At 27.6% G+C, this 26,779-nt stretch carries 25 protein-coding genes; 14 read left to right on the top strand and 11 right to left on the bottom strand.

Going from position 1 to position 26,779, the window contains the following annotated elements; translation table 11 throughout:
* Positions 1-3 precede the first annotated feature (3 nt).
* Positions 4-1,320, top strand: a complete 1,317-nt coding sequence (locus ACIJYG_RS06050; protein WP_435096316.1) for a TldD/PmbA family protein — start codon at positions 4-6, stop codon at positions 1,318-1,320.
* Entirely contained in the window at positions 1,317-2,288 is a 972-nt protein-coding gene (locus tag ACIJYG_RS06045) for an NAD(P)-binding protein (RefSeq protein WP_435096313.1), read from the top strand. Before ACIJYG_RS06050 ends, ACIJYG_RS06045 begins: the two co-directional genes overlap by 4 nt.
* A 2-nt stretch (positions 2,289-2,290) precedes the next feature.
* On the opposite strand, the gene ACIJYG_RS06040 is transcribed toward ACIJYG_RS06045, so the two are convergent.
* The gene (locus ACIJYG_RS06040) at positions 2,291-2,971 is read right to left on the bottom strand and encodes a DUF6134 family protein (protein ID WP_435096310.1); all 681 of its coding nucleotides are present in this window, start codon (positions 2,969-2,971) and stop codon (positions 2,291-2,293) included.
* A gap of 50 nt (positions 2,972-3,021) precedes the next feature.
* Here ACIJYG_RS06040 and ACIJYG_RS06035 point away from each other — a divergent pair, with 50 nt between their 5' ends.
* Entirely contained in the window at positions 3,022-3,669 is a 648-nt protein-coding gene (locus ACIJYG_RS06035; RefSeq protein WP_435088034.1) for a YczE/YyaS/YitT family protein, read from the top strand.
* Here the strand turns inward: ACIJYG_RS06035 and typA are convergent.
* Complete coding sequence (gene typA, locus ACIJYG_RS06030; protein ID WP_435096307.1) at positions 3,666-5,492, bottom strand: translational GTPase TypA; 1,827 nt, start codon at positions 5,490-5,492, stop codon at positions 3,666-3,668. The two genes, ACIJYG_RS06035 and typA, sit on opposite strands and share 4 nt — an antisense overlap.
* A gap of 176 nt (positions 5,493-5,668) precedes the next feature.
* Between typA and ACIJYG_RS06025 the strand changes: the two genes are divergently transcribed.
* The 4 genes from ACIJYG_RS06025 (at position 5,669) to ACIJYG_RS06010 (ending at position 10,279) form a co-directional block, all read left to right on the top strand.
* A complete protein-coding gene (locus ACIJYG_RS06025; RefSeq protein WP_435096304.1) occupies positions 5,669-7,375 on the top strand; it encodes a DEAD/DEAH box helicase in 1,707 nt (568 codons plus the stop codon).
* A 512-nt stretch (positions 7,376-7,887) separates the two neighbouring features.
* Positions 7,888-8,649 (top strand): hypothetical protein, encoded by a 762-nt coding sequence (locus ACIJYG_RS06020; RefSeq protein WP_435096301.1) that lies wholly within the window; start codon positions 7,888-7,890, stop codon positions 8,647-8,649.
* Positions 8,633-9,409, top strand: a complete 777-nt coding sequence (locus tag ACIJYG_RS06015) for a hypothetical protein (protein WP_435096298.1) — start codon at positions 8,633-8,635, stop codon at positions 9,407-9,409. The genes ACIJYG_RS06020 and ACIJYG_RS06015 overlap by 17 nt, the downstream gene beginning before the upstream one ends.
* Positions 9,410-9,415: 6 nt before the next feature.
* Positions 9,416-10,279 (top strand): FkbM family methyltransferase, encoded by an 864-nt coding sequence (locus ACIJYG_RS06010; RefSeq protein ID WP_435096295.1) that lies wholly within the window; start codon positions 9,416-9,418, stop codon positions 10,277-10,279.
* 298 nt (positions 10,280-10,577) lie between these two features.
* On the opposite strand, the gene groL is transcribed toward ACIJYG_RS06010, so the two are convergent.
* The gene (groL, locus tag ACIJYG_RS06005; RefSeq protein WP_435096292.1) at positions 10,578-12,239 is read right to left on the bottom strand and encodes a chaperonin GroEL; all 1,662 of its coding nucleotides are present in this window, start codon (positions 12,237-12,239) and stop codon (positions 10,578-10,580) included.
* A 23-nt stretch (positions 12,240-12,262) separates the two neighbouring features.
* Positions 12,263-12,553 carry a co-chaperone GroES gene (gene groES, locus ACIJYG_RS06000; RefSeq protein ID WP_008546060.1) on the bottom strand — a complete coding sequence of 97 codons (291 nt, stop codon included), beginning with the start codon at positions 12,551-12,553 and terminating at the stop codon, positions 12,263-12,265.
* Between the two features lie 122 nt (positions 12,554-12,675).
* Between groES and ACIJYG_RS05995 the strand changes: the two genes are divergently transcribed.
* The 6 genes from ACIJYG_RS05995 (at position 12,676) to ACIJYG_RS05970 (ending at position 19,106) form a co-directional block, all read left to right on the top strand.
* The gene (locus tag ACIJYG_RS05995) at positions 12,676-13,494 is read left to right on the top strand and encodes a TIGR01459 family HAD-type hydrolase (RefSeq protein ID WP_435096289.1); all 819 of its coding nucleotides are present in this window, start codon (positions 12,676-12,678) and stop codon (positions 13,492-13,494) included.
* A complete protein-coding gene (locus tag ACIJYG_RS05990) occupies positions 13,488-14,408 on the top strand; it encodes a bifunctional riboflavin kinase/FAD synthetase (RefSeq protein ID WP_435096286.1) in 921 nt (306 codons plus the stop codon). The genes ACIJYG_RS05995 and ACIJYG_RS05990 overlap by 7 nt, the downstream gene beginning before the upstream one ends.
* Positions 14,408-17,140, top strand: a complete 2,733-nt coding sequence (gene ileS, locus ACIJYG_RS05985; protein ID WP_435096283.1) for an isoleucine--tRNA ligase — start codon at positions 14,408-14,410, stop codon at positions 17,138-17,140. Before ACIJYG_RS05990 ends, ileS begins: the two co-directional genes overlap by 1 nt.
* Positions 17,137-17,634 carry a signal peptidase II gene (gene lspA, locus ACIJYG_RS05980; protein ID WP_435096280.1) on the top strand — a complete coding sequence of 166 codons (498 nt, stop codon included), beginning with the start codon at positions 17,137-17,139 and terminating at the stop codon, positions 17,632-17,634. Before ileS ends, lspA begins: the two co-directional genes overlap by 4 nt.
* Complete coding sequence (locus ACIJYG_RS05975) at positions 17,624-17,953, top strand: DUF3035 domain-containing protein (RefSeq protein ID WP_435096277.1); 330 nt, start codon at positions 17,624-17,626, stop codon at positions 17,951-17,953. The genes lspA and ACIJYG_RS05975 overlap by 11 nt, the downstream gene beginning before the upstream one ends.
* A gap of 190 nt (positions 17,954-18,143) precedes the next feature.
* Positions 18,144-19,106 (top strand): glucose-6-phosphate isomerase, encoded by a 963-nt coding sequence (locus tag ACIJYG_RS05970; protein WP_435096274.1) that lies wholly within the window; start codon positions 18,144-18,146, stop codon positions 19,104-19,106.
* Here ACIJYG_RS05970 and rsmD read toward each other — a convergent pair.
* Positions 19,103-19,666: a 16S rRNA (guanine(966)-N(2))-methyltransferase RsmD gene (rsmD, locus tag ACIJYG_RS05965; protein WP_435096271.1), complete on the bottom strand. Its 564-nt coding sequence runs from the start codon at positions 19,664-19,666 to the stop codon at positions 19,103-19,105. The two genes, ACIJYG_RS05970 and rsmD, sit on opposite strands and share 4 nt — an antisense overlap.
* Positions 19,666-20,928 (bottom strand): phosphoribosylamine--glycine ligase, encoded by a 1,263-nt coding sequence (gene purD, locus ACIJYG_RS05960; protein ID WP_435096268.1) that lies wholly within the window; start codon positions 20,926-20,928, stop codon positions 19,666-19,668. Before purD ends, rsmD begins: the two co-directional genes overlap by 1 nt.
* A 23-nt stretch (positions 20,929-20,951) precedes the next feature.
* Here purD and ACIJYG_RS05955 point away from each other — a divergent pair, with 23 nt between their 5' ends.
* On the top strand, positions 20,952-21,146 hold the full coding sequence (locus tag ACIJYG_RS05955; protein ID WP_435096265.1) for a DUF2093 domain-containing protein: 195 nt from the start codon (positions 20,952-20,954) through the stop codon (positions 21,144-21,146).
* Here the strand turns inward: ACIJYG_RS05955 and ACIJYG_RS05950 are convergent.
* Genes ACIJYG_RS05950 through ubiA form a run of 5 tightly spaced genes read right to left on the bottom strand, consistent with a single transcriptional unit; the run spans position 21,143 to position 26,772 of the window.
* Positions 21,143-22,003, bottom strand: coding sequence for a lysophospholipid acyltransferase family protein (locus ACIJYG_RS05950; RefSeq protein WP_435096262.1), 861 nt, complete (start codon positions 22,001-22,003; stop codon positions 21,143-21,145). The genes ACIJYG_RS05955 and ACIJYG_RS05950 overlap by 4 nt on opposite strands.
* On the bottom strand, positions 22,000-22,923 hold the full coding sequence (gene lpxK, locus ACIJYG_RS05945) for a tetraacyldisaccharide 4'-kinase (RefSeq protein ID WP_435096259.1): 924 nt from the start codon (positions 22,921-22,923) through the stop codon (positions 22,000-22,002). The genes ACIJYG_RS05950 and lpxK overlap by 4 nt, the downstream gene beginning before the upstream one ends.
* The gene (locus ACIJYG_RS05940; protein WP_435096256.1) at positions 22,920-24,158 is read right to left on the bottom strand and encodes a 3-deoxy-D-manno-octulosonic acid transferase; all 1,239 of its coding nucleotides are present in this window, start codon (positions 24,156-24,158) and stop codon (positions 22,920-22,922) included. Before ACIJYG_RS05940 ends, lpxK begins: the two co-directional genes overlap by 4 nt.
* On the bottom strand, positions 24,158-25,900 hold the full coding sequence (locus ACIJYG_RS05935; RefSeq protein ID WP_435096253.1) for an ABC transporter ATP-binding protein: 1,743 nt from the start codon (positions 25,898-25,900) through the stop codon (positions 24,158-24,160). The genes ACIJYG_RS05940 and ACIJYG_RS05935 overlap by 1 nt, the downstream gene beginning before the upstream one ends.
* A 5-nt stretch (positions 25,901-25,905) precedes the next feature.
* Complete coding sequence (gene ubiA / locus ACIJYG_RS05930; protein WP_435096250.1) at positions 25,906-26,772, bottom strand: 4-hydroxybenzoate octaprenyltransferase; 867 nt, start codon at positions 26,770-26,772, stop codon at positions 25,906-25,908.
* Between the last annotated feature and the right edge of the window lie 7 nt (positions 26,773-26,779).

The raw sequence follows: 26,779 nt of genomic DNA, 5'->3' as shown, positions 1-26,779 counted from the left end.
ATCATGGTTAAAAATCAAGAATATTTAAAAACCAAAGCTTCATATTGCTTAGACTTAGCAAAAAAACTTGGAGCAACAGATGCAAGTGTGACTGTTGGAAACTCAATTTCAGAAACTGTTAGTTTTAGAAATAAAGTTTTAGATGAGTCTAATAGATCAGATAGTTTAGCAATAAGTATTGAAACATATATTGGTAAAAAAAAATCATCAATATCATCATCAAATTTATTGGATGATAATTTAAAAACTTTAATTGAAAAATGTTATGAAACTACAAAGATGACACCAGAAGATGAATTCAATTCCTTGCCTGAAAAAGACTTATTGGCAAAAAACATTAAAGATTTAGATTTGTATGATCAGTCTCATATAGAGAATGATAAAAAAATAGATTATTTAAGAGAATTAGAAGAAACAGCTTTAATTGATGAAAAGATTATTAATACCGAGTCAGGCTTTACAGAAAATAAGTCAAATTTTATTTTAGCAAATAGTGATGGTTTTTGTAATGGGTACAAATCATCTTCATTCTCAGCATCTTGCGTAACTGTCGCAAAAGATGAAAATAGCATGGAAAGAGACTATGAATTCACAAGCAAATGTCATTTAAATGATATTGCCAGTCCTTTGGAGCTTGGAAAAACAACAGCTGAACAAACTATAAAAAAATTAAGTCCAAAAAAAATTGGTAGTGATAAAATGAGTATTATTTTTGATAAAAGAATATCCAAAGGTTTTTTAAGCTCCTTTGCGGGTGCTATTTCAGCTTCATCAATTGCAAGAGGTACATCATTTCTAAAAGACAAAATAAAACAACAGGTATTTTCTAATTCGATTAATATTATTGATAAACCAGATTTAATTAAGGGTATGGGTTCACAGTGTTTTGACTCTGAAGGGGTAACGACAGAAAACTTAGAATTAGTTAAGAACGGAATTCTTAATGATTATTTAATTGATACATATAATGGAAAAAAATTAAATCTAAAATCTAATGGTCGAAGTAGCGGATGTACTAATCTTTATTTTGAAAACGGGAAAATTAATTATGATGATTTACTAAAAAGTCATTCTAAGATTTTATACGTGACTGAGACAATAGGACATGGAACTAATTTAGTGACAGGAGATTTCTCTGTAGGAGCTACTGGCTTTCTAATTGAGGGTGGAGAATTTAAATATCCAGTAAATGAGGTAACCATTGCTGGAAATTTTAATGAGATGTTTAAAAAAATTACTTTGGCAAATGATTTAGAATTTAAATATTCAGTAAACTCACCTACCATGATGATTGATGAAATGACCGTTGCGGGAAAATGAGAACTTATTGTGTGATTGGCTCTGGTATCTCGGGAGCAACAATTGCCAATCTTTTAAGCAAGAAATATTCAGTTGATTTATTTGACAAAGCAAGAGGGCCTGGAGGCAGAGCTTCATTTAAAAGATTAGATAAGTTGAAGGGTTTTGATCATGGAACACAATATATTTCTCCAAAAAGCTCATCCTTTAAAAGTTTTATTCAAAAGTTAATAAAAAAAAAGGTTTTAAAAACTTGGGGTGGAAAACATTTATTTCTAAATAAGATTAAGAGAGAAAATAAAAATCATTTAAAAATAATAGGCAAACTTGGCAATAACGATATCAGCAAGTATCTTCTCAAAGATATCAATTGTAATTTTAAAACAGAGTTAAAAAAAATTGATTATAAAGAAAAAAAATGGGTCCTAACTTTTTCTGATGGAACTAAAAAAATTTATGAGAAATTAATTCTTACTTGTCCATTTGTTCAATTATCCAAACTATCAAAAAAATTTATAAAAAACTCATTCATTAAAAAAAAAATAAAAATGGATGCAAATATTACGGTGATGATAGTTACAAAAAAAATAAAAACAAATATTAGTAGTTACTTATTTGATGATAAGATTTTAGGGTGGGTTGCTAAAGAAAATACAAAAAAAAGATTTAAAAGTAGTAAGGATTTATGGACTCTACAAAGTACTTATAATTGGGCAAATAAAAAAATTAATAAAAATAGAGAAAATAAAGATTTAAATTCTAAAATTTTAATTGAACAGTTCTTTAAGTTGACAGGAATTAAAAAAACTAAAGTTTTATTTTCTCTTAATCATGGTTGGAAATATTCATCTAATTCAAAGCCTCTGAAAATAAAAAGTTTTTGGGACTCGTCAACTAATCTAGGTGTTTGTGCAGATTGGTTTGTAGGTCCAAGATTGGAAGCTGGATGGATAAGCGCCAATGATCTTTATAAAAAGATAGTAAAGTAAAGTTATTCAAATTTTTTAACTTTATATTCCCAATTACCTAATCTTGAGTAGGCAACTTTTAAAATTAATGCATTTTTCTTATTAAACCAGACATCAAAATTAAGTCTTTTATCTTTTGGAATAGACATATCTTTTGAGGTCAATTTAAAGTGCTCTACATCATAAGTTTTTCCATATAGGTCTAATTTTTCTTTACCAATAAAAGTCACAACCTGCTCCTTAATACTGCCTGAAACAGGGCTAATTTGGCTATTTGCCTGCAGTATTTTATGGCTCCACCAATTTCCAACTACATTATCTGTTGATGCTTTTCCTGTATACGATGACCCCTGAATTTCAAATTCATTTGTTTGATCATTAAGTTTAAGATTTACAAACTTTTCTTTTTTATTCTGGCGTGTTTTTGACTCAAATGAAATTAATTTATCTTTTATATATTTTTCTTCACCAAAACCCTCAATTTCAAAAACGGTTGCACCAAATAATTTTACTGTAAATTTTATTTGGTTGGTGACTATTGTTTCATTCTTATTTCTTTTAAAAAAATAAAAATTATAACCTATCACTTCACCATCTTTTAAAATTTCCATTTCTATTTTGTTAAACTTATTATAGTGAGCCATATGAGCCATGCTGTTGAATGGGAATACAAAAAGAAATATAAGTAATAAAAACTTTTTCATTTGATATTAGTTTAATAGACTTTGATAATAAAAGAAGTATTTTATTAAATATGTTTCTACAAATTAAAAATATACCAAGAGTTTCCTGGAGTTCTGACAAACCATTAAATTTAAAACCAAAAATCTCTACCTTTTTTTTTCTTTGTTTTGGTTTGATTTTATTTGGTTTGGGAGAAGGGATGTTAATTGTCTCAGCATCTGGAGCATCACCATGGAGTGTGCTAGCACAAGGTATATTTTTAAATATTGGTTTTTCAATCGGTCTTATAACTATTTTTATTAGTATTGCAGTTTTATTACTTTGGCTTCCATTAAAACAAAAACCAGGAATTGGCACTATTTTAAATGCTTTAATTATTGGAGTAATGATAGATGTGTGCATTAGATATGTTCCAACTCCAGAAAATTATATATCCCAAATATTACTTGGAGCATTTGCAGTGTTGACTGTAGGAATAGGAGGGGGAATTTATTTAGTTGCAAATTTAGGGGCAGGCCCAAGAGATGGTTTGATGATTGGTCTTCAAAAAATAACAAATTTACCTATTGCTACTGTAAGAGGTTTGCTTGAAATTTCAGTAATGTCTATTGGTTGGTACTTGGGAGGTACTGTTGGAATTGGAACTTTATTGTTTGCTTTTGGGATAGGACCTTGTGTAGCTTTGGGGTTATTTTTAGTAAATAAATTATTTAACTAAGCAGCAGTCCCAGACTTTTCACTTCTTTTTCTATCATGGGGGTTAAGAATAGCTTTTCTTAATCTTAGGGATTTCGGCGTAATTTCTAGAGCTTCATCAGTATTCAACATACTTAATTGTTCAGCAATTGACATTTGTCTTACAGGGGTTAGCACAACATTTTCATCTGTACCTTGCGTTCTCATGTTAGTTAATTGTTTGCCTTTCATGACATTTATGATCATATCACCAGGTTTTGGAGTTAATCCTACAATCATTCCTTCATACACAGGGTCGTTATGAGTTACAAACATTTCACCTCTAGCCTGAAGGTTAAAAATTGCAAATGCTACTGCTTTTCCTGTCGACATTGAAATTAATGCACCATTTTTTCTACCATCCATTTCACCTTCAAATTTTCCATATCCATGAAAAATTCTATTAATTACACCAGTACCTTTTGTTAAAGTTAAAAATCTACTTGTGTAGCCCATCAATCCTCTTGTAGGTGCATGAAAAACTAATCTTTTTTTATTTTTTCCGGTATCTTTTAAATCTAAAAGTTTACCTTTTCTTCTATTCATCGAGTCTATTATTTTTGAAGAATACTCTTCATCAAGATCAACGGTAATTTCCTCAATTGGCTCAAGTTTATTTCCAGCATCATCTTTTTGATATAGTACTTTTGGAGGGCTTACTGTCATCTCAAATCCTTCACGTCTCATTTGGGTAAGTAAAATTTCAAGCATTAATTCGCCTCGACCACTTATTACGAATGAATCTACATTTGCATTTTGAGAAAATGTAATACCAACATTGTTTTGTGCTTCTAAAACTAATCTGTCTCTAATTTGTGTACTTGTTAATTTTTTGCCCTCAGTTCCAGCTAAAGGCGAACTATTAACACTAATCGTAATAGACATTGTAGGAGGATCTATTGGAGTTGCAGGAATTGGATCATTTAATTCTGGATCACAGATTGTATCTGCAACATTCGCTTTTTCTAAACCTGCAATTACAACAATATCTCCAGCTTCGCCTATTTCAATTGGAACTTTTTTAGTTCCTTCGTATCTAAAAATTTTTGTAAGTTTACCTTCATCTACTTTTTCACCCTTAAGATTAATTGCTTTAATAGGTTGGTTAGCTTTTGCAGTTCCTTGAGATATTCTTCCAACAAGACTTCTTCCTAAAAAACTATCTGCATAAAGCAAAGTAGAGAGCATAGCAAAAGGTTTAGTTTTATCTAATTCTGCTGGTTGTACGTGTTCGATTATTAAATCTAATAGTGGGTGGAGATTTTCTCTTGGACCATCAACTTCTTTACTCGCCCATCCAGATCTTCCACTCGCATATAAAACAGGAAAATCTAATTGTTCTTCATTAGCATCTAAACTTACAAACAAATCAAAAGTTTCATCTAATACTTCATTTGCTCTTTGATCTGCTTTATCCAATTTGTTAATTACAACGATTGGTTTTAATCCTTGTTTAAGTGCTTTTGCTAATACAAATTTTGTTTGAGGCATTACACCTTCTGCAGAGTCTATAAGTAATAATGCACCATCAGCCATACTTAGCACACGCTCAACTTCAGCTGCAAAGTCTCTGTGACCTGGTGTGTCTATAATATTTACTCTTGAGTCCTTCCAATTAATTGATGCAGGTTTTGCTAGAATAGTAATTCCTCTCTCTTTTTCTAACTCACCAGAGTCCATTAATCTTTCATCAACAACTTCATTTTCTCTAAATGATCCACTTTGTTTCATTAAATTATCAATCATGGTTGTCTTTCCATGGTCAACGTGGGCGATGATGGTGATGTTTCTGATATTGTTGCTCATAAATTGTGGCTCTTATACATTAATTCTTTGAATTGAAAACTTAAAAAAAGTCAGTAATTGCTTGATAAATAAGCTTTAATAAAAAATTCATTTCTTGTGATTGTTTTAAAAACATATAGATATCGCAATAAAATTAGATGCAACAAAGAATCATTATCTAGTTCTTTAAATATTCAATGGAAAATTTTAAATTACTTAAAATAGAAGACTCACTAAAAAATTCATTGCAACGAATGAATTTTACAAAGCCTACTCCTATTCAAGGAATGGCAATACCTGCTGCATTAGAAGGTAAAGATATTCTAGGAACAGCACAAACAGGAACGGGAAAAACATTAGCATTCAGCATTCCATTAATTAATAAATTGATTTTAGATAAAAATGCTTTTGCATTAGTTATGTGCCCAACAAGGGAATTAGCTACCCAAGTTATGGAGGCAATTAAAAGTATTATATCTGACAAAATAAACATTAAAACGGCTCTACTTATTGGTGGAGAATCTATGCAAAAACAACTTAGACAGTTAGGATATAGATCAAGAATAATAGTGGGCACACCTGGTAGAATTAATGATCATTTAAAAAGAAAAAGCTTAAATTTATCTGCAACAAAGTATTTAGTTTTAGATGAAACAGACAGAATGTTGGATATGGGTTTTACTCCACAAATTGAGATGGTTTTAAAATTTGTACCAAAAGATCATCAAACACTATTATTTTCTGCAACCTTACCTAATAATATTTTAAGAATTTCAGAAAGATATCTCAATAAACCTGAGAGAATTTCTACAGGAAATACCTCTGTTCCAATTGCAAAAATTAAACAAGAAACACTTCAGGTTTTTAAAGAAAATAAATACGATGAATTAATAGATCAATTTTTAGCAAGAAAAGGTTCCATTTTAGTTTTTGTTAAGACCAAAAGAGGTGCTGACAAGATGGTTAAGAAATTAAAAGAAGAAGGTCATTCTGCTGACGCAATTCATGGAGATTTAAGACAAAGCAAAAGGGATCGAGTTATTAATTCATTTAGAAAAGGATTAAAAAGAATTTTGATAGCAACAGATGTTGCTGCAAGAGGTCTTGATATCCCATTGATTCAGCATGTAATCAATTATGATCTACCCCAAGTTCCCGAGGATTATATTCATAGAATTGGAAGAACTGCAAGAGCTGGATCAGAGGGTTCCGCATTAACTTTTTTGACATCGGATGACCGATCAATGTGGAATTCAATAAATAAATTAATAGATCCAAACTTTAAATCAGCACCAAGTGGATTAAGAAGAGACTCAAAAAATAAAAAAAGAGGTAAGAGGCCAAATAATAAAAAAAGTAAAGCTAGAGATGAAAAAAAATCTTATAAAAAAGGTAGACGAGATCGCACTTCAAGCTTTAGAGATAAACCTAAATCTTTTAGCAAAGATAGATCAGATAGACCTTCAAGAGGTGGAGAAAAAAAACCTTTTGGCTTTAAAGGAAAATCAAGTTTCAGAGATAAACCTAAATCTTTTAGCAAAGATAGATCAGATAGACCTTCAAGAGGTGGAGAAAAAAAACCTTTTGGCTTTAAAGGAAAATCAAGTTTCAGAGATAAACCTAAATCTTTTAGCAAAGATAGATCAGATAGACCTTCAAGAGGTGGAGAAAAAAAACCTTTTGGCTTTAAAGGAAAATCAAGTTTTGCAAAAAAAAGTGATATAAAACCTTCAGGTTTTACAAATAATCCAAAGTATTTTGGAAAAAAACCTTCAGAAAGCTCATCTACAGTAGATGAAAAAAAAACCTTTGGATTTAAAGGTAAGTTAAAATTTAAAAGTAGAAACAGTAGACCTAAAAACTTTACATTTAAAAAACATAGTCAAAAGAGAGCTAGTTCCTAAGATTTTTTAGTTTTTTCTTTTTTTTGTTTTCTTTTTTCTTTAAGGCTTAATTTTGGTTTTTTGCTAGCACTTGAGTCTTTAAATGATTTTGCACTATATCTTTTTGACATATTTTAATCTTATAGCATCTTAATAAAAAAAAAGGGCAGTAAAAACTGCCCTTTTTGAATTTTTGTTTAAGAGTAGGGGATTACATTCGCATTCCTCAAATCAAAAGTATAGTAAACACACCATTATTTAAATCATTACATTTTAACCACAACAAATCTAACTTCAAACTCGTTCAACTTTCAGAAGATTACTACATTGAATAATTGATATTCAATGTAGCGTTATATTGCTTACGCACTCTATCAAAGTGCTTTAGAAATTTACTCTATCTTGGGTATTTAATATCTTAAAAAGAGAAAGTGCCATTACATCCAATCAAGAGGTTATCAGGCACAATAACTGTAACACAGAACTTCAAACAAATATTTGTGATGTTTAAAGATCTTTGTTATTATATATGAGTGAATTTTTTTTATGGAATTAATAATGATTTGTTCAAATCAGAAGTTCAGATACCTTTATTTCAAAATAGAAATTTTAAAAAATCAAATCTAAAACTTTTTAAGTCTTATCCAAAAAATAATAAATGGGTTTTACAAGAAATTTCCTCTAAAAAAATTAATGATTATTTTTACATTTTGAAAAATGAAGATATTTTAAGTAATGAAATATTCTTTTTGGCAGATGAAACAATATTTAACGAATTTGATGATAAAAAATTAAAAAATTTTAATAATTTTACTGACACAAGTCCTGCTTTTAGGGCAAACTTTAAAATATATTTAAACCAAGGCGGGTTTTCCTCATATCAGTCAGAATATCCATATTCAATGATAACTAAAAAAGGAACAATATTAAGTTCCATTAGTTCAATAGCAAATTCTGATGCTGAAAAAAATTATGTTTTAATTAAAAATATATTTGAAGAACCAATTGAAGAAAGTTTTAAAGCATATTTAGTAAATTATAAAACCAAAAGTATTGAGGAACAATTTGAAATCAGAACTAATTATACAAACTGTATTGAAATAAGTAATAAACTTGTGAAACCTGAAATATTTTTAACAACCGATAAATATTTAGGAATACCAATGTATGTTTCTATAAAAAATAAGTTCTTATCCTTTGAGCATACCCATCCTCCTCACGAGTATATTTTAAGTGAGAGCAAATTTATAAAAGTTACCAATTTAAAAAAAGAAATAAATGAAATCATTAGTTAAAAAATTAGCAAATACGAATATTGGCATATTATTAAGAAACTCTTTAAATTTTAAACCAGTAAGTTTAAAACATTTTGAAAAAGATTATCCAATTAGTGTTAGTGATGCCTTCCTATGGAGAACTGATAACGGATATAAAACCAAATTTAAGTATTCTGATATTTTAAATCTATTTTATAAATTAAAAAACTCTTGGGTAGAGTTTCATTTTTATTCAAAAAATAATGAGTTGATAAAAATTGAAAAGATAAATGATTTAAATTTATCAAATGAACTTGAAATTAGTTCAAAATATTTAAATAATTTAGAAGATTATGGAACATTTTATATTTATCATTTTTCAGAAAATACAAAGGATTTAAATAATAAGGATATAATTAGCAACAGATGTTATTCAGGATATTCTCAAAACAATAATTTATATTCTTTTGTACACGGTAATACTCTTGGAAAATTTACAAGTATTTACTCGAATAAAACTTTTTTAACTGATATTGTTAAAACATCATTATTTCAAAATCATACTTATACAATACAAAAATATTTTGATGGTTTTGATAAAAATGAATTATTTTTTACTAACCCAACCTCTAAAGATATTAAATTTACAATTGATAATAAAGATTATGAATTAAAATCTCACTATTCATTACTAGTTGAGACAATAACTCCTATTATATCAATAAAATCCAATTGTTTGTTCTTGAGACCAACAATTTTTAGTTACAAAGGGAAATATTTAGATGTTCATCATTCATAAATTAAAATGGTAAAGAAATTATCATACATTTGTTTTAGTTTACTTGTTTTTTTAGATAAGATTTTTAAGATAATAACAAAAAGAAGCATTCTCATTTGGTTCAATGATTTTATTCAAGAGCGGTCATATAAATCTATTAAAATTTTAGGCAAAGAAATAAAATTTTTTGTTCCTAATCAACTTTTAGAATGGAGAGTTGATACTTATTTTAGTAAAGAACCCGAAACACTTGAATGGATAGATAGTTTTCAAGAAAAAGAGAATTTAATTTTTTGGGATATTGGGGCAAACATAGGTTTATATTCAATATATAATTCTTTAAAACATCCTAAATCTACAACCATCGCATTTGAACCTTCAAGTTCAAATTTAAGAGTATTAACAAGAAATATATCAATCAACAATTTAGAGAAAAATATAAAAGTAGTTTCAATACCGCTAACTAACAAAAAAAATATTTTTCAAGAAATGAATGAGGGTCAGTTTGTTGAAGGAGGGGCATTAAACTCATTTGGAGAAAAATTTGATTTTGAAGGAAAAGAATTTAAACCAACTATGAAATATAATTTACTTGGAACAACAATTAATTACTTTTTAGAAAATTCAATATTAGATATTCCTGATTATATAAAAATTGATGTAGATGGTATTGAGCATTTGATACTTGAGGGCGGTGATAAGTTTTTAAATGATAAAAAAGTTAAGAGTTTATCAATAGAGATAAATGAAAATTTTAAAGAACAATATGACAAAGTTTTAAATTTAATGGAAAAATTTAACTTTAAAATTGTTTATAAAAAACATAATGACGATATGTTTTCAGAAAAATTTAAAAATACTTACAATTATATATTTAAAAAATTAAATTAAGATTTAAACAATTTAAAAATTATCTACTAATTTTTTGATATTGTTCTCAACTACAACCGACATTATCCAACCTCGCTTTTGACAAAGTTGTTTAAATCTATCAATCGTGTGTTTGTTAATTGTGTAATTCACTCTTAATTTATGTTGTTTAATTTGTCCTTCTGTAAATTCAGACGAAAACAGCGAAGATGACTACATTGAATTTACATTGTTGCTACATTGTAAATTAGAAATAAAAAAAAACGCCAGAGTGGTTGTTTTCACTGGCGTTTTTAAATTTTTTAAAGAGTGTGGGGGATTACATGCCCATTCCACCCATTCCACCCATTCCGCCCATTCCACCAGGCATACCACCAGGCATTCCACCTGCGGCATCTTTTTCTTCTGGTTTGTCAGCGATCATAGCTTCTGTAGTTACAAGTAATCCAGAAATAGAAGCAGCATCTTGTAAAGCTGTTCTTACAACTTTAACAGGATCTATAATACCTTTTGCAAACATATCAACATACTCTTCATTTTGCGCATCATATCCTTGGCTCTTTTTATTTTGTTCTAGAAGTTTTCCAACTACAACCGAACCATCAACTCCAGCATTTAAAGTTATTTGTCTAACAGGAGCTTGTAAAGCTTTAGCTACTAATGCAACCCCAGCTTTTTGATCATCTCCTTTAACCTTAAGTGTGTCTAGGCTTTGTGATGCATATAAAAGAGCGCAACCACCACCAACTACTATTCCTTCTTCAACAGCAGCTCGAGTTGCATTCAAAGCATCTTCAACTCTATCTTTTCTTTCTTTAACTTCAACTTCAGTTGCACCACCAACTTTAATAACTGCAACACCACCTGCTAATTTAGCAAGTCTTTCTTGAAGTTTTTCTCTATCATAGTCAGATGTAGTTTCTTCAACTTGTTTTTTAATTGAGTCACATCTTGCTGCGATATCTGATTTTTTTCCACTACCACTAACAATTGTGCTATTATCTTTATCAACCTTAATCTTTTTACAAGATCCAAGGTCTTCAAGTTTAACATTTTCAAGTTTAATTCCAAGATCTTGAGAAATTACTTGGCCACCAGTTAATATAGCGATATCTTCAAGCATAGCTTTTCTTCTATCACCAAATCCTGGAGCTTTAACAGCTACAACTTTTAGTCCACCTCTAAGTTTGTTTACAACTAAAGTAGCTAACGCTTCTCCCTCAACATCTTCAGAGATAATCATTAACGGTCTGCCTGATTGTACAACAGCTTCTAATAATGGAACCATTGGTTGTAAATTAGTTAATTTACTTTCATGTAATAAGATGTAAGGATTGTCTAACTCAGTAGTCATTTTATCACTATTAGTGATGAAGTATGGAGATAGATATCCTCTATCAAATTGCATACCCTCAACAACATCTAATTCGGTTTCAATTCCTTTAGCTTCTTCAACAGTAATAACACCTTCGTTACCAACTTTTTGCATTGCCTTAGCAATCATTGTTCCAATTTCTTTATCGCCATTTGCAGAAATTGTTCCCACTTGAGCTATTTCATCACTGTCTTTTACTTTTTTTGCTGAAGAGATTAAGTTTTCTTTTACATTTTCAACAGCTGCATCAATTCCTCTTTTAACATCCATTGGATTCATGCCTGCAGTGACGTATTTAATTCCCTCTTTAACAATTGCTTGAGCTAAAATAGTAGCAGTAGTTGTACCATCACCAGCTTCTTCATTAGTTTTGCTAGCAACTTCTTTAACCATCTGTGCACCCATGTTCTCAAATTTATCTTCAAGATCTATTTCTTTAGCAACAGAAACACCATCTTTAGTAATTCTTGGTGCACCATAAGATTTATCCATTACAACATTTCTGCCTTTTGGACCCAAAGTAACTTTAACGGTATCAGCTAAAATATTGACACCTCTCATCATTGCCGCTCTTGCTTCAGCGTCAAATTTAATTATTTTTGCCATTTTACTCTCTCCTTTAAATTAAATTATTTTCCTGAAATACCCATAATGTCTGACTCTTTCATTATGCTGTATTCTTTGCCATCAATCTTAACTTCAGTTCCTGACCACTTGCCAAATAAAACTTTGTCCCCAACTTTAACATCCATTGGAATTAATTTTCCATCTTCTGTTTTAGCTCCACCACCAACAGCAACAACTTTACCTTCTTGAGGTTTTTCTTGAGCTGTATCTGGGATGATTATTCCACCAGCAGTTTTTTCACTGCTGTCTAAAACTTCGATTAATACTCTGTCATGTAACGGTTTAAACTTCATAAATTCTCCTTATTAAATATGAGCTTCATATAGATACTGACTAAACTTTTTCAAGATAATTTGAGAAATAAGTTGTGAAAAATCTTAGGAAATTAAGGATTTTATGGTTTATACCTTAAAATATGACTAAAAATTTAGATTCTGAAGGTTTGCAGTCAATTGCTGAAAATTATGATCTCTTTTATATAGATCTATGGGGAGTAATTCATAATGGCATTAAACTTCATGAAGGTGCAATTTTTACCCTTAAAAAACTATTAGAGATTAATAAAAATTTTGTTTTATTAACGAACGCACCAAGACCCATCCAGCCGGTTAAAGAATTTTTAAAAAAAATGGGATTAGATGAGAAATTTAGAGATAAAGTATTTACTTCAGGTGAAGCAGCACTAAATTATCTTAAGAAATTTTATTCTTTAAAAAGATTTTATCATATTGGTCCACCTAGAGATTTTGATTTATTTAATGACTTTAGAAGCAATAAATCCAAAGAAATTGATAAATGCCAATATTTTTTATGCACAGGTTTGTTTGATGATTATGATCAAGATTTAAATTATTATAAAAATTTATTAGAAAACCACATTGGCAAAAAGATGATTTGTACAAATCCTGATTTAATAGTTGATAAAGGAAATAGAAGAGAATTATGCGCTGGATCTGTTGCAATGGTATTTGAAAAAATGGGAGGAGAGGTTGTTTATTTTGGTAAGCCTTATCCAGAAGTTTATAATCAATCAATAGACAATAAGGATAAAAAAATTTTATCAATTGGAGATAACCTTAATACTGATATTAAGGGAGCAAACCTTTTAAATTATGACTCATTATTAATTTCTAATGGAGTACATAAAGATGAAATAAGAGATAACGGAATAGAAAAAATATCAAAACAATATGAGTCAATTGTTAATTTTATGCAGTCAGATTTAATATGGTAAAATTATATAAAAATTTTGATATTAATAAAAACCATAAAGGATCAATAATTTTAATTGGTAACTTTGACGGCGTACATTTGGGTCATCTAAAATTGTTTAAATTAGCCCAAACATACAAGAAAGAATATAATTTAAAAATTGGTGTGATTAATTTTGATCCAATGCCAAAAATGTTTTTTAATAAAACTTTAAAAAATTTTAGACTATCAAGTGTAACTCAAAAATTTAATTTATTAAATAATCTTGGAGTTGATTTTATAGTAACTAAAAAATTTGATAAAACTTTTTCAAAAACAAAATCAATCAATTTTATAAAAAATATTTTATCAAAAAAATTAAAAGCAAGATTTATATTTGTTAGTAATAACTTCAGGTTTGGAAATAAAAGGGAAGGAGATGTAAAATTTTTAGTTCAAAATGAACATAAGTATAATTACCAAGTTATTAAACCAAAACCTTTTTTAGTTAATAAAAAGATAGTTTCATCCTCTTTAATTAGAAGCTATCTGGAAAAAGGTTTTTTAGAAAGAGCTAATAAATTATTAGATAGAAAATGGTCTATTAATGGGATGGTTCAAAAAGGTAGACAAATTGGAAAAAAAATTGGTTTTCCAACATGCAATATAGACATCAAAGATTATGTCCTAGCTAAACCAGGTGTGTATGCAGTAAGTGTTTTAAGGAAGAATAATTCCAAAACTCTTAAAGGAATAGCAAATCTTGGTTTTAGACCAACATTTAATCAAAAAAAAATCCTACTAGAGGTTCATTTGTTTAATTTTTCTGGAAATCTTTATAATAAGTACTTATCAGTTAAGTTTTTAAAATTTATAAGAAAAGAGAAAAAATTTAAAAATATTAACAAGTTGAGATCTCAAATTAAATTAGATTTAAAAATAGCAAAGAAAGCATAATGAGCAATTCACAAATTAATCTTCCAAAGACAGCTTTTTCTATGAAGGCTAATTTACCAGTAAGAGAGCCAGAAATCTTAGAATATTGGAAAAAAATTAATCTTTATCAGGAGCTTAGAAAATCTAGCAAAGGCAAAGAAAAGTTTGTCTTACATGATGGCCCTCCGTATGCAAATGGCAATATACATATGGGTACTGCTTTAAATAAAATTTTAAAAGACATTATAGTAAAATTTCATCAAATGGATGGAAAAGACTCGATATATGTTCCGGGATGGGATTGTCACGGTTTACCAATCGAGTGGAAAATAGAAGAGCAGTATAAAAAAAATAAAAAAAATAAAAATGAAGTTCCAATAGTTGAGTTTAGAAAGGAATGCAGATCATTTGCAGAAAAGTGGATTGAAGTTCACAAAGGACAATTTAAACGACTTGGCGTTATAGGTGACTGGGAAAATTATTACTCTACAATGAGTTATGATGCAGAAGCTCAAATTGTAAGAGAATTAGGAAAATTTCTAAAAGAAGGTAGTTTATATAGAGGATTTAAACCAGTCTTGTGGTCAACAGTTGAAAAAACTGCACTTGCAGATGCAGAAGTTGAATATCAAGATCATAAATCTGATACCATCTACACATCTTTTACTGTTAAATCATCTAACATCAAAGAGCTTGAGGGAAGTGAGATTGTTATTTGGACAACAACTCCATGGACAATACCTGCCAATAAAGCTTTAGCGTATAATGAGGCCCTTGATTATGTGTTGATACAATTAAATGATGATGGTGATTTTAAAAATCGAAAAATAGTTGTAGCAGAAGCTTTGTTGGACTCTATCATTAAAGATTGTGAAATAAAAGATTTTACAGAGATTAAAAAATTTAAAGGTAAGGATTTAAAAGATACAATCTGCAATCACCCTTTTTTTGATTTGGGATATGAATTTGATATCCCAATGTTAGAAGCAAGATTTGTAACAACAGAGCAGGGAACAGGTATCGTTCATTGTGCACCAAGTCATGGACCTGATGATTTTAATTTATGTTTGAATCATGGAATAAAAGCCATTGAAACAGTTGATGGTGATGGAAAATATACTAAGAACGTTCATTTATTTGAAGGTAATCATATTTTTAAAGCCAATCCAGTTGTTATTGAAAAACTTAAAGAACAAAAAAAATTACTAGCAAATGGTGAGCTGACACATTCTTATCCTCATTCATGGAGATCTAAGGCTCCATTGGTACATAGAGCAACACCCCAATGGTTCATATCAATGGAAAGTCATAAATTGAGAGAGACAGCTTTAAAGGCTCTTGATGAAACTACGTTTTATCCAAGTAAAGGAAAAGAAAGATTAAGAGCCATGATTGAAACTAGACCTGACTGGTGTGTTTCAAGACAAAGAGTTTGGGGGGTTCCTCTTCCAATTTTTGTTAATAAAAAAACTAAACAGATCCTAGTTGATGATGAAATTAATGAAAATATAGCAAATATTTATGAAAAAGAAGGCTCTGATTGTTGGTTTTCAGACAACCCACAAAGATTTTTAGGTGAAAAATATAAGTCAGAAGATTATGAAAAGTTGAGTGATATTGTTGAAGTATGGTTTGATAGTGGATCTACTCATTCGTTTGTTTTAGAAAAAAGAGAAGATTTAAAATGGCCAGCATCCATGTACCTTGAAGGTTCAGATCAGCACAGAGGATGGTTTCATTCATCACTTCTTGAGTCTTGTGGAACAAGGGGAAAAGCTCCATTTGAGTCAATTTTATCACATGGTTTTGTTGTTGATGGAAAAGGATTAAAAATGTCAAAATCCCTTGGAAATGTAATTGCTCCTGAAGATATTTTAAAAAAATATGGCGCTGATATTTTAAGAATTTGGGTAGCTTCATCTAACTATGCAGAGGATTTAAGAATTGATCACTCAATTCTAGATCAGCATGCTGACTCTTATAGAAAAATTAGAAATACATTTAGATATTTGCTTGGAAATCTTAATGATGATTTTGAAGAAATTGACTTGGAAAAAATAAATTTATCTGAATTGCCAGAATTGGAACAATTTATGCTTCATAAAATTTATTCTTTAAATGAAAACTTTAAAAATTATTTTAATAATTATGATTTTCACAATCTTTATAAAGAACTATTAAATTTTTGTACTGTAGATCTATCAGCATTTTATTTTGATATCCGAAAAGATACTTTATACTGTGATTCTAAAGATTCTAAAAAAAGACAATCTACAATCATTTTACTAAATGTTATTCTTAATTCATTATTAAAATGGTTTGCGCCAATTTTATCTTTTACTACAGAGGAGATATATAGATTAATAATGAATGATAATAAAAGCATTCATTTAACAAAATTTGTAAAGTTCCCAATAAGCTTCAAAAATGAAAATTTATATCAAAAATGGTTAGAGCTTATTAAAATCAGGAATGTTTGCAATATTAGTATTGAGGAAAAAAGAGCTAGTAAAGAAATTGGATCAAGTTTAGAGGCAAGCTTAAAAATTAATTTAGATAAAAAACTAAATGATATTTCAAAAGATGTAGATTTTTCAGAACTATGTATTACTTCAAGTGCAGAAGTTTCTTATTTAGAAAATTCTGAAACAAAAGTTCAAACTACCAAGGCAGAAGGTTCAAAATGTCAAGTATGTTGGAAAATTACTAATGATGCATGTTCAAGAAAAACTTGCCCAAAACATCCTGAATGATATTTAAGTTTTTAAGCAAAAATTTTTACATTAGTTTTTCAATAGTGGCTTTAATATATTTTTTAGATAGGCTAACTAAAATATACGTCATTCAACTAGATAAAAACAATCTTGGATTGGATATCTTTAACTCTACTTATTTAAACATTGTATTAATTTGGAACAAAGGAATTGCGTTTGGCTTATTCTCATTAAATGAATCACGCTTATATAACATTTTAAGTTTAATAATTTCAATAATAGTCGTCATACTGATTGTAATGGCACTAAAAAGTCAGGGTTTTAAGAGATATTCGTTACTAATGATTGTTGGCGGTGCATTGGGCAATTTACACGATAGGATTTTTTTTAATGCCGTACCTGATTTTATAGATTTCCATGTTGGGAATTTTCATTGGTTTATCTTTAATGTATCAGATATATTTATAACATTAGGAGTAATCAGTATGATTATTCTTGAATTTATTGATAATAATAAAAGCAATGAATATTAAGAAATATAAATTTTTGATTTTAATTGGATTTGTAAGTTCACTGTTTTTCTCAAGTTGTGGAACAGTAAAAAAAGCTTTTGATCCACAAAGAAAAAATGGATCAGAAGAATTTTTAGTAGAAAAAAAATCTCCTCTTTCCATGCCTCCAAGCTTTAAAGAATTGCCAAAACCATCAAATGAAAAAATAGAAAAAGAAAATCAAACAAATAATATTGAGTCTCTAATTAGTGAAAAAAGCAATAAGAATGAAAAATTAGAAAACATTGAGTCAAGTAAAGACTTCGCACAGTCAATGCTGGATAAAATCAAAAATAATTAATGTTTACTAAAAATATAAATTTTAAAAATTTTTTAATAAAAAAAAAAATTTAACTATAAAAAAAAGCTTAAACACAATTTTAAATGAAAAAAGCCAAGTAATTCATTCACTTTCAAAATTTTATAAAGATAGTTTCAATAAAAAAAAAATTAAATATTTTAATAAGAAATTAGATTACAGAATTATAGGAATGGGGGGATCTACTCTTGGAGCTCAAGCAATTTATGATTTTTTAAAGAAAAAAATAAAAAAAAATTTTTTATTTGTTGATAATTTAAATGCTTTTGAAAATAAAAAACCGAAAAAGAATTTTAATAATTTAATTATATCAAAATCAGGAAATACAACTGAAACTATTATAAATGCAAATATTTTGATTAAAAAAAAAGATAAAAATTTATTTTTAACAGAAAAAAAAGAAAGCTATTTAAATCTACTTGCAAAAAAATTAAAGGCAGAAGTTGTTGATCATAATGATTACATAGGAGGAAGGTACTCTGTTTTGTCAGAAGTTGGAATGTTACCTGCGGAATTAATGGGACTAAATTATAAAAACTTCAGACAATTAAATAATTTAGTAAAAAATAAATTTTTTATGAATGCGCTAGTTTCAAATGTAGAAGCTATAATTTTTTTTTTAAAATCAAAAAAATTTAATTCAGTTGTTATCAATTACGATGTGCAATCAACTAATTTATTTAATTGGTATCAGCAATTAGTAGCCGAGAGTCTTGGTAAAGAAAAAAAAGGCATTCTTCCTATTATTTCTGTTATGCCAAAAGATAATCATAGTGTAATGCAATTATACCTTGACGGTTTTAAGAATAATTTTTTTACTTTTTTTTACTCACACGAAAATAACTCTTTAAAAATAAACAATGACAAAGTTTTGTTAGAGCAAAAGTATTTAAAAAATAAGGACATTGACCAAATTATGTATGCTCAAAAAAAAGCTACTGAAATTGTTTTTAAAAAGAAAAATATTCCTTTTAGAAGTTTTGAAATTAAAAAAAGAGATGAAAAAACACTAGGAGAACTTTTTTGCTTTTTTATTCTTGAAACAATATTAATTGGCAAAGTTCTAAAGATTAATCCGTATGATCAACCAGCTGTAGAACTTATAAAAAAAGAAACTAAGAAAATTCTATTCTAAAAGTAAGATCCAAATATAATTTTTGAAATTCCATATTTTTTTTCATCAATTAATTGAAAATTCTTTGGAAACGTATCTATTTCTTTTTTATGTCTATGAATAATAATTATACCGTTTTCTTTAAGAATTTTATTTTTAATTATTATGTTTAGAATATTTCCTAAAGTTTTTTCTTTGTAGGGAGGATCTAAAAAGATTACATCATATCTTAATTTTAAACTTTTAAATTCAAACTTATTTAAAATATCCGACTCAACAATTTCATAATTAATTTCTGATTTTAAATTATTTAGATTGTTTTTGAGAATAGGCAAAACTCCTTTATATTTTTCTATAAATGTCACATGACTGGCACCTTGAGAAAGGCATTCAATACCAAAAGAGCCTACTCCAGAAAATAGGTCCAAAACGCATGCTTTTTTTATGTTGATTGAAAACTTATTTGAATGATTAATTATGTTAAATATAGATTCTTTTGTAAGATCTTTTAAAGGTCTGGTTTCTTTGTCATTAGGTTCAAGTAGTTTTTTTCCCTTAAATTTTCCTCCAATGACTCTCATTAATCAATAACTTTAAAACCAATATCTCTTCTATGAAATCCACCATACCAATCTAATTTTTTTATACATTGATGTACTTCATCTCTAGCTTGCAAAAAATTATCCGAGAGTGAAACAAAGTTTAATACACGCCCACCAGTAGCATATATTTTGTTATTTTCTTTTTTAGTTCCAGCATGAAATATAAAATTGTTCTCATCTTGAGTAAAATTTTCAAGATTATTTATTAAGATATTCTTTTGATAGGTATCTGGATATCCTTTTGAACATAAAACAACGCATAAACTTTTTTTATTAGTCCATTCAATATTTACATTTGCAAGTTTTTTATTACAACAAGCCTCAAGTATTTTTACTAAATCAGTTTTTAATTTTGGAAGAATGGTTTGACACTCAGGATCGCCCATTCGCACATTGTATTCGATTAGATAAGGTTCATTTTCAACAATCATTAAACCAGCATATAAAAAACCCTTATATTCAGTCCCAAGATTTGAGAGCCCTTTAAGTGTAGGTTTAATAATTTTACTTAAAATTTTATCTTCTAAATCATTATTTATTAGTCTGGAAGGTGAATAGGCTCCCATCCCACCAGTGTTTTTGCCATTGTCTCCTTCAAGAACTCTTTTATGATCTTGTGCAGTTTCAAAACTCTTAATAGTAATTCCATCACTGATTATAAAATAGCTCATTTCTTCACCTTTAAGAAATTGTTCTATAAGAATATTTTTAGCTTCTCCAAATTTTCCATCAAATATTTCTTCGACTGCCATGAAACTTTCTTGTTTATTATTACAAATATAAACACCTTTGCCTGCAGCTAGGTTATCTGCTTTAATTACATTCGGATATTTTGCATTATCTAAAAATTTTTTTGCATCAATTTTATTTTCAAAAATACCAAAGTTGGCAGTAGGTATGTTATATTCTTGACAAAGTTTTTTAGTGAAAATTTTAGACCCCTCAAGCTGAGAAGCAATTTTGTTAGGACCAAATACTTTTATGTTAAACTTTTCTAAATAGTCTACAATTCCACTCACCAAAGGTTGTTCAGGACCTACAACAACTAAATCTACTGAATTATCATTAATAAATTTAAGTACTTTATCAAATTTATTAATATCAAGCTGAACATTAGTTGCAATTTCTGAAGTTCCAGCATTTCCAGAAATACAAAAAATTTCATTTACAATAGAAGATTTAGATATTGTTAATGCTAATGAGTGTTCTCTACCACCGCTACCTATAATTGCAATTTTCATATTAATATTTATATATATTATAAATGAAAAATAAATTAGCTAAATTAAAATATATGCCAAATAATTTTCAAATTATTGAAGAGGGAGACCATGTTATTTGTGCTATTTCAAAAAAAACAATACCTTTAGAAAATTTAAATTATTGGAATGTTGACAAACAAGAAGCTTATTTTTCGTATGTTGAGTCCTCAGCTGAAAGAGAAAAGGAAGATAATTAGCTTTTCCATCGATCGTGTGTCCAAATCCACTGATCAATATTTTTTAAAATCATCTTTTCAAGAACTTGATTGAGAAATTCAGTAATTTCTAAGATCGACTTTGATTTATTTACTTTGATTGGTTTCGAGATATAAATTTTAAAATAATTTGATTTCTTTCGTTCAATATATATAGGCATTAGTTCACAATTGTATTTTTTTACTAATTGAGCAGGAATAGTTGTAGTAGTAGCCAAATTGTTAAAAAAATTTACTTTTTCACCCTCTCTTACACGCTGATCTATCATTAAAGCTATTGATTTACCTTCGATCAGATTTTTGATTATTTCACGAGTACCAGCTCTTCCTTTTTTAATCTGATTTTTACAAATATTTTCTTTTCTAATTTTTTCCATTGTTTTATTCAAAAAAATATTATTTAAAGGTCTATAGATAGTGGCCAGTTCAATTCCTGCTTTTTCTATTTCCATTGCCATAAGTTCAAAATTATTAAAATGACCTGAAATAAATACAGCTTTTTTGTTATTTTTTTTTAAATATTCTAAATGTTCCAAACCTTCTATTGAGATATATTTTTTTAATTCATCGTTTCTAAATTTTTTTAAATAGACATATTCAGCAAAAATTCTTCCATAGTTACCCAGAACATTTGTAGCAATTTTATTAGGATCTTCAGGGTTTTTAATATTAGCCTTACTTAAATTTTGAATAATTAATTTTTTTGATCTAAATATTGGACCCATTGTTTTTCCAATAAAAAACCCTAAATTTGATGAAAATCTATAACCAATTAATTTAAATAAAATAAACAAAATTTTAATTAAAATAAATTCTATAAGGTAAATTAATTTTTTCATAATTTTGATATCAAAGTTTTCTTAAAACTTTTTTTATCATTGATTTCTAACTTAATTTTCAAAAATTTTATATTTTTTCTTTCAATTTTACTTAATCGAAAAAAATCTTTTTCAGTTGTTACTATTGTAAAATTTTCCTTTTTAGCTTTATCTTTTAATTCTTTTAGTTCAATTTTTGTAAGTTTATGGTGATCAGGAAAAATTATTTTTTCACAAATATTGAATTTATATTTAAGTAAAGTTTTTTCAAATTCATGTGGATTTCCAATACCACAAAACATTAAATATTTTTTATTTAAATTAAATTTTTTTAAATTTAATGGTTTATATTTTCCCTCAAATATTTTCAATTTTTTATTGATAGATTTTAACTTAGATAAAAGTTTATAATTTTTTCTTTCTCCATTTATAAAGATTAAATCATATTTATTAATTGCATTTATATTCTCTCTTAAGGGCCCAGCTGGGAGCATAAATTCATTTCCAAGAGCATCTTCTGAATTAAAGCATGCAATTTTTATATCATAATTAATGTTTTTTTGTTGTAATCCATCATCTAGTATTGCTACTTCATAATTTTTTTTTGTAGCTGTTAATAGGGCATTACTTCTACTGTCTGATGATATAATATTTCCTTTATTTTTTAACAAATTTATTTCATCTAACTGATTTTTATATTTTTTTTTAATAAATATTGTCTTAAATTTTTTATTAAGTAATTCATTTATTTCAATTGCCAAGGATGTTTTGCCTGTACCACCTACAAAAATATTACCAATGCATATAGTTTTAATTGCAAATTTTTTTTTAATAAAAAGTATTTTTGAAATATTAATTAAATATGTAACTAGAGATAAAGGGTAAAGTATAAATGAAATAAAATTTTTTGTTTGCCAAAAATTCGGTTTGATTAATTTCATATTAAATATTTATTTATATAAAATAAATTTTTTTCAAGTATATCATTTCCTATTTTAATAATTTTTTCTATATTTTGATTGGCATTTTTGGTATCTAATTTTTTTAATATTATTTTTTCCATTGTTGAAATATTAGAGGTTGGTGATGACATTTTAAGCTTATTCAAAAAAGTATATATTTCTCTGAAGTTTCTTACATTGGGTCCATTTAGTATGTAATTTCCCAATCTTGCAGGCTCAAGAGGATTTTGACCACCATGTTTTACTATTGAACCACCGACAAAAGTTACATTTGATAAATCATAAAACTTAGATGACTCACCGTAGCTATCAACTAAATATATATCAGTGTCTTTTTGTATTTCTTTCTTAGAAGAATGAGCGATAGTTTTAAGGCCAAGAATATTTAATTCATCTATTATTTTACCAGCTCTATTAATATGTCTTGGAATTATAATGGTGATTAATTTTTTTTCCTTTTTTTTTAAATTTTTATGTAATTTGCCTACCAATATCTCTTCAGTATTGTGCGTACTTGCAGCACACCATACCTTAATATTTTTGAACTTATCTTTTAATAGTTTGTTAGCATGATCTTGGTTATTTTTTTCACCAAAATATTTTAAATTACCTGCAACCTCTATATTCTTAACTTTTAACAATTTGAGATATTTCAAGGTCTCTAAATTTTGAGGTAATGCTAATGATATTTTATTAAATACTTGGTTTGCAAAATTTGGAAAAATTTGCCACCTGTTAAAACTACGTTCTGTAATTCTAGCATTCATAATTATGATTGGAATATTTTTCAAATGTAAATTTTTGATCATATTTGGCCATATTTCTGAGTCTATAAAAATTGCTAACTCTGGTTGCCAGTATTTAATAAACTTCTTTACTATATAATTATTATCTAATGGAAAATATACGTGTGATGTTTTCTTTAATCTAAGTTTTTTAAAAATTTTTGCAGAACTAGTTGTGGATGTTGTTAATAAAATATTATTTATTTTTTTATTTTTTTCTAATTTTCTAATAATTGGAACTATACTCATTAGCTCTCCAACACTTGCTGCATGTAACCAAATTTTTTTTTTATTTTTTTTTTGAGAATATATACTAAATTTCTCTTGTACTCTTTTTATATCTTCCTTACCCTTTATTACTCGAAAAAAAATGATTACAGGTGATATTATAACTATTAAGTTTGCAACTATGTTGTAAAAAAAATACATCAGTGTTCTTTAATTTGTCGTTCATAAAAATTTTTATAAACTTTTGATTGAGTTAAAAGTTCTTCATGTTTTCCTGAGTCGATAATTCTACCATTATCGACTACATATATGTTATCTGAATTAAGTATTGTTGATAGTCTGTGTGCAATTACAATAGTAGTTTTATTTAAAATTAACTGACTTAATGCTTTTTGAATTTTTTCTTCGGTTTCAGAGTCTAATGATGAAGTCGCCTCATCTAATAATATTATTTTACTTTTTTTTAAGAAAGCTCTAGCTATTGAAAGTCTCTGTTTTTCTCCACCAGATAATTTTACTCCATTTTCACCAATCATAGTTTCAAAGCCATTCTCTAAATTATCAATAAATTCTTTACACATAGATTGTTTTGCAGCCTCATAAACTTCCTCGTTGTTTGCTTCAGGTCTAGCGTACTTAATGTTGTTTAAAACTGTATCGTCAAATAATGTTGTGTTTTGATCTACTATGGATATTTCGCTTCTTAAGGATGCTAAATTAAATTCTGATATATCTTGATTATCTAAATATATAGCTCCATTAGTTGGGGCATAAATTCTTGGTATCATATTTAATAATGTTGATTTACCAGATCCACTATGACCAACTAAGGCAGTCATTTTACCACCAGTAAATTTTGCAGAAATATTTTGTAGAACCTTGTTGGCTAAATTAGATTTATAAGTGAAGTTAACGTCTTCAAAAACTATATCACCCTCTAAAACATTTAATTTATCTTTGTCCTCATTTAAGTTGATTTCATTATTAATATCTATAACTGGAAGAATTCTTTCTGCAGCAGCAAAACCTTGTGCTATAGCAACATTAACTTTTGTAAGTGTCTTTACAGGCTGATACGCTAGCATCATTGCTGCAAGAAATGAAAAAAAATTATTTATCGCAATCTCACCACTAATGATCAATTTTCCAGAATAAAATATCAAAATTGCAATCATAATACCTGTTAATATTTCCATCACTGGTGCTGATCTAATATATACAGCTGAAATTTTTGCAGATTTTTCTTTTAAGTCATTAACAAATGATTCAGATCTATTTTCTTCATAATTTTCTCTTTGAAAAATCTTAATAATTTTATGATTTTTAAAAAGGTCAATCAAATATCTATTTAAATCTCCAGATTTTTCTTGTGCCTGAGTTGAAATTTTACTCATTCTTTTTCCTAAGATTTTTGCAGTGATAGAGGCAAGTGGAATCATGAAAATTGCAATTAAGGAAAGCTTCCAGTTTTGCAAAAACATTACGCAAAGTAATCCTATTAATGTAAGACCGTCTTTGAAAATACTTAGAAATGCTTCTGCTAACATTCTCGTGATTTGATTTACATCAAAATTTAAATTTGAAATATATTTACCAGAGTGTTTACTTTCAATAATTTCAGTATCAGCCTTAATAAAAGATTTTAACATATCTGTTTGTAAAATTTTTTTAATTTCCTCAGATACATTAATCATGAGCAGTTTTGCAAAATAAAGAGAAATACCTTTTGCACTAAAGGCAATAATAATTGCAAGTGGAATTAAGATAATTAAAGTTTGATCTTTGTTAATGAATATTTTTTCTATTGCTGGATCTAAAAGCCATGCTGTTGCTGAAGTACTTAAAGCAACTATTATTGAAAAAAGAGCAGCTAACAAAATTTTACTAATAAATTTTTTTGTATAGTCTTGATAGAGTCTTTTGAATATTTTTGTTTTTGTCATTTTGTTTATATTATTTTTCCAATAATAATATTGATAAAAATTATTAACCCTAACAAATTATTACTTTTAAATTTAGTTAAACAATCTTTAGATAAAGCTGTATTTAATTTTTTAACTTGAAATACTAATAGGTGTATAATTGGAATTATCATAAATAAAAAATAATAGATCTTAAATTGCATTAATATCCCAACTAAAAACAAGGATAAGATAAATAAAGAGTATGAAATATACAAAAATTTTTTTGGATCATTTTTAAACTTTATTGAAGTTGATTTTACTCCTATTATCTCGTCATCCTTAATATCTTGAAACCCATAAATTGTGTCGTAGCCTAGTGTCCAAAATATGGCTCCAAGATAAAATATAATCGGAACTATGGAAATTTCGTTTGAAATTGAAATCCAGGCTAAAATTAACCCATAATTAAATGTAATTCCTAAAAATAATTGTGGCCAATAAGTAATTCTTTTCATTAACGGATATGTAAAAGCCAATGGCATAGATATCAAAGCCATCAAGATCGTAAAATTATTAAAATTGATTAATACTAAAAAAGCAGCACAACATAAAAATAAAGCATATACTGCTGCAAGCTTTATAGAAACTTTACCAGATGCAATGGGTCTATTTTTAGTTCTCTCAACTTTTTTATCAAAATTTTTATCTGCTATATCGTTTACTATACATCCTGCTGAGCGCATTAATATTGAGCCTGAAAGAAAAAGCGCAGAATAAAAAAAATAATTTAATAAAACTAAATTAAAATCGTAAACTATTGTAAGCCCCCAAAGACATGGCCAAAACAAAAGCATAAAACCAATGGGCCTTCTTAATCTTGTGAGCTCAATAAATAGCTTTATTTGGTTCATAATTTAC

The sequence above is a fragment of the Candidatus Pelagibacter bacterium nBUS_27 genome (genome assembly GCF_051200985.1).
Lineage (GTDB): Bacteria > Pseudomonadota > Alphaproteobacteria > Pelagibacterales > Pelagibacteraceae > Pelagibacter.
The sequence above is the reverse complement of the archived record's forward strand: the minus strand, read 5'-3'. Positions and strand labels throughout refer to the sequence as shown.

What these genes read in the sequence shown, in the direction of transcription:
- ACIJYG_RS06050 (WP_435096316.1), top strand. Translation starts at nt 4, where the DNA reads ATGGTTAAAAATCAAGAATATTTAAAAACCAAAGCTTCATATTGCTTA.
- ACIJYG_RS06045 (WP_435096313.1), top strand. Translation starts at nt 1,317, where the DNA reads ATGAGAACTTATTGTGTGATTGGCTCTGGTATCTCGGGAGCAACAATT.
- ACIJYG_RS06040 (WP_435096310.1), bottom strand. Translation starts at nt 2,971, where the DNA reads ATGAAAAAGTTTTTATTACTTATATTTCTTTTTGTATTCCCATTCAAC.
- ACIJYG_RS06035 (WP_435088034.1), top strand. Translation starts at nt 3,022, where the DNA reads ATGTTTCTACAAATTAAAAATATACCAAGAGTTTCCTGGAGTTCTGAC.
- typA (WP_435096307.1), bottom strand. Translation starts at nt 5,492, where the DNA reads ATGAGCAACAATATCAGAAACATCACCATCATCGCCCACGTTGACCAT.
- ACIJYG_RS06025 (WP_435096304.1), top strand. Translation starts at nt 5,669, where the DNA reads ATGGAAAATTTTAAATTACTTAAAATAGAAGACTCACTAAAAAATTCA.
- ACIJYG_RS06015 (WP_435096298.1), top strand. Translation starts at nt 8,633, where the DNA reads ATGAAATCATTAGTTAAAAAATTAGCAAATACGAATATTGGCATATTA.
- ACIJYG_RS06010 (WP_435096295.1), top strand. Translation starts at nt 9,416, where the DNA reads ATGGTAAAGAAATTATCATACATTTGTTTTAGTTTACTTGTTTTTTTA.
- groL (WP_435096292.1), bottom strand. Translation starts at nt 12,239, where the DNA reads ATGGCAAAAATAATTAAATTTGACGCTGAAGCAAGAGCGGCAATGATG.
- groES (WP_008546060.1), bottom strand. Translation starts at nt 12,553, where the DNA reads ATGAAGTTTAAACCGTTACATGACAGAGTATTAATCGAAGTTTTAGAC.
- ACIJYG_RS05995 (WP_435096289.1), top strand. Translation starts at nt 12,676, where the DNA reads ATGACTAAAAATTTAGATTCTGAAGGTTTGCAGTCAATTGCTGAAAAT.
- ACIJYG_RS05990 (WP_435096286.1), top strand. Translation starts at nt 13,488, where the DNA reads ATGGTAAAATTATATAAAAATTTTGATATTAATAAAAACCATAAAGGA.
- ileS (WP_435096283.1), top strand. Translation starts at nt 14,408, where the DNA reads ATGAGCAATTCACAAATTAATCTTCCAAAGACAGCTTTTTCTATGAAG.
- lspA (WP_435096280.1), top strand. Translation starts at nt 17,137, where the DNA reads ATGATATTTAAGTTTTTAAGCAAAAATTTTTACATTAGTTTTTCAATA.
- ACIJYG_RS05975 (WP_435096277.1), top strand. Translation starts at nt 17,624, where the DNA reads ATGAATATTAAGAAATATAAATTTTTGATTTTAATTGGATTTGTAAGT.
- ACIJYG_RS05970 (WP_435096274.1), top strand. Translation starts at nt 18,144, where the DNA reads ATGGGGGGATCTACTCTTGGAGCTCAAGCAATTTATGATTTTTTAAAG.
- rsmD (WP_435096271.1), bottom strand. Translation starts at nt 19,666, where the DNA reads ATGAGAGTCATTGGAGGAAAATTTAAGGGAAAAAAACTACTTGAACCT.
- purD (WP_435096268.1), bottom strand. Translation starts at nt 20,928, where the DNA reads ATGAAAATTGCAATTATAGGTAGCGGTGGTAGAGAACACTCATTAGCA.
- ACIJYG_RS05955 (WP_435096265.1), top strand. Translation starts at nt 20,952, where the DNA reads ATGAAAAATAAATTAGCTAAATTAAAATATATGCCAAATAATTTTCAA.
- ACIJYG_RS05950 (WP_435096262.1), bottom strand. Translation starts at nt 22,003, where the DNA reads ATGAAAAAATTAATTTACCTTATAGAATTTATTTTAATTAAAATTTTG.
- lpxK (WP_435096259.1), bottom strand. Translation starts at nt 22,923, where the DNA reads ATGAAATTAATCAAACCGAATTTTTGGCAAACAAAAAATTTTATTTCA.
- ACIJYG_RS05940 (WP_435096256.1), bottom strand. Translation starts at nt 24,158, where the DNA reads ATGTATTTTTTTTACAACATAGTTGCAAACTTAATAGTTATAATATCA.
- ACIJYG_RS05935 (WP_435096253.1), bottom strand. Translation starts at nt 25,900, where the DNA reads ATGACAAAAACAAAAATATTCAAAAGACTCTATCAAGACTATACAAAA.
- ubiA (WP_435096250.1), bottom strand. Translation starts at nt 26,772, where the DNA reads ATGAACCAAATAAAGCTATTTATTGAGCTCACAAGATTAAGAAGGCCC.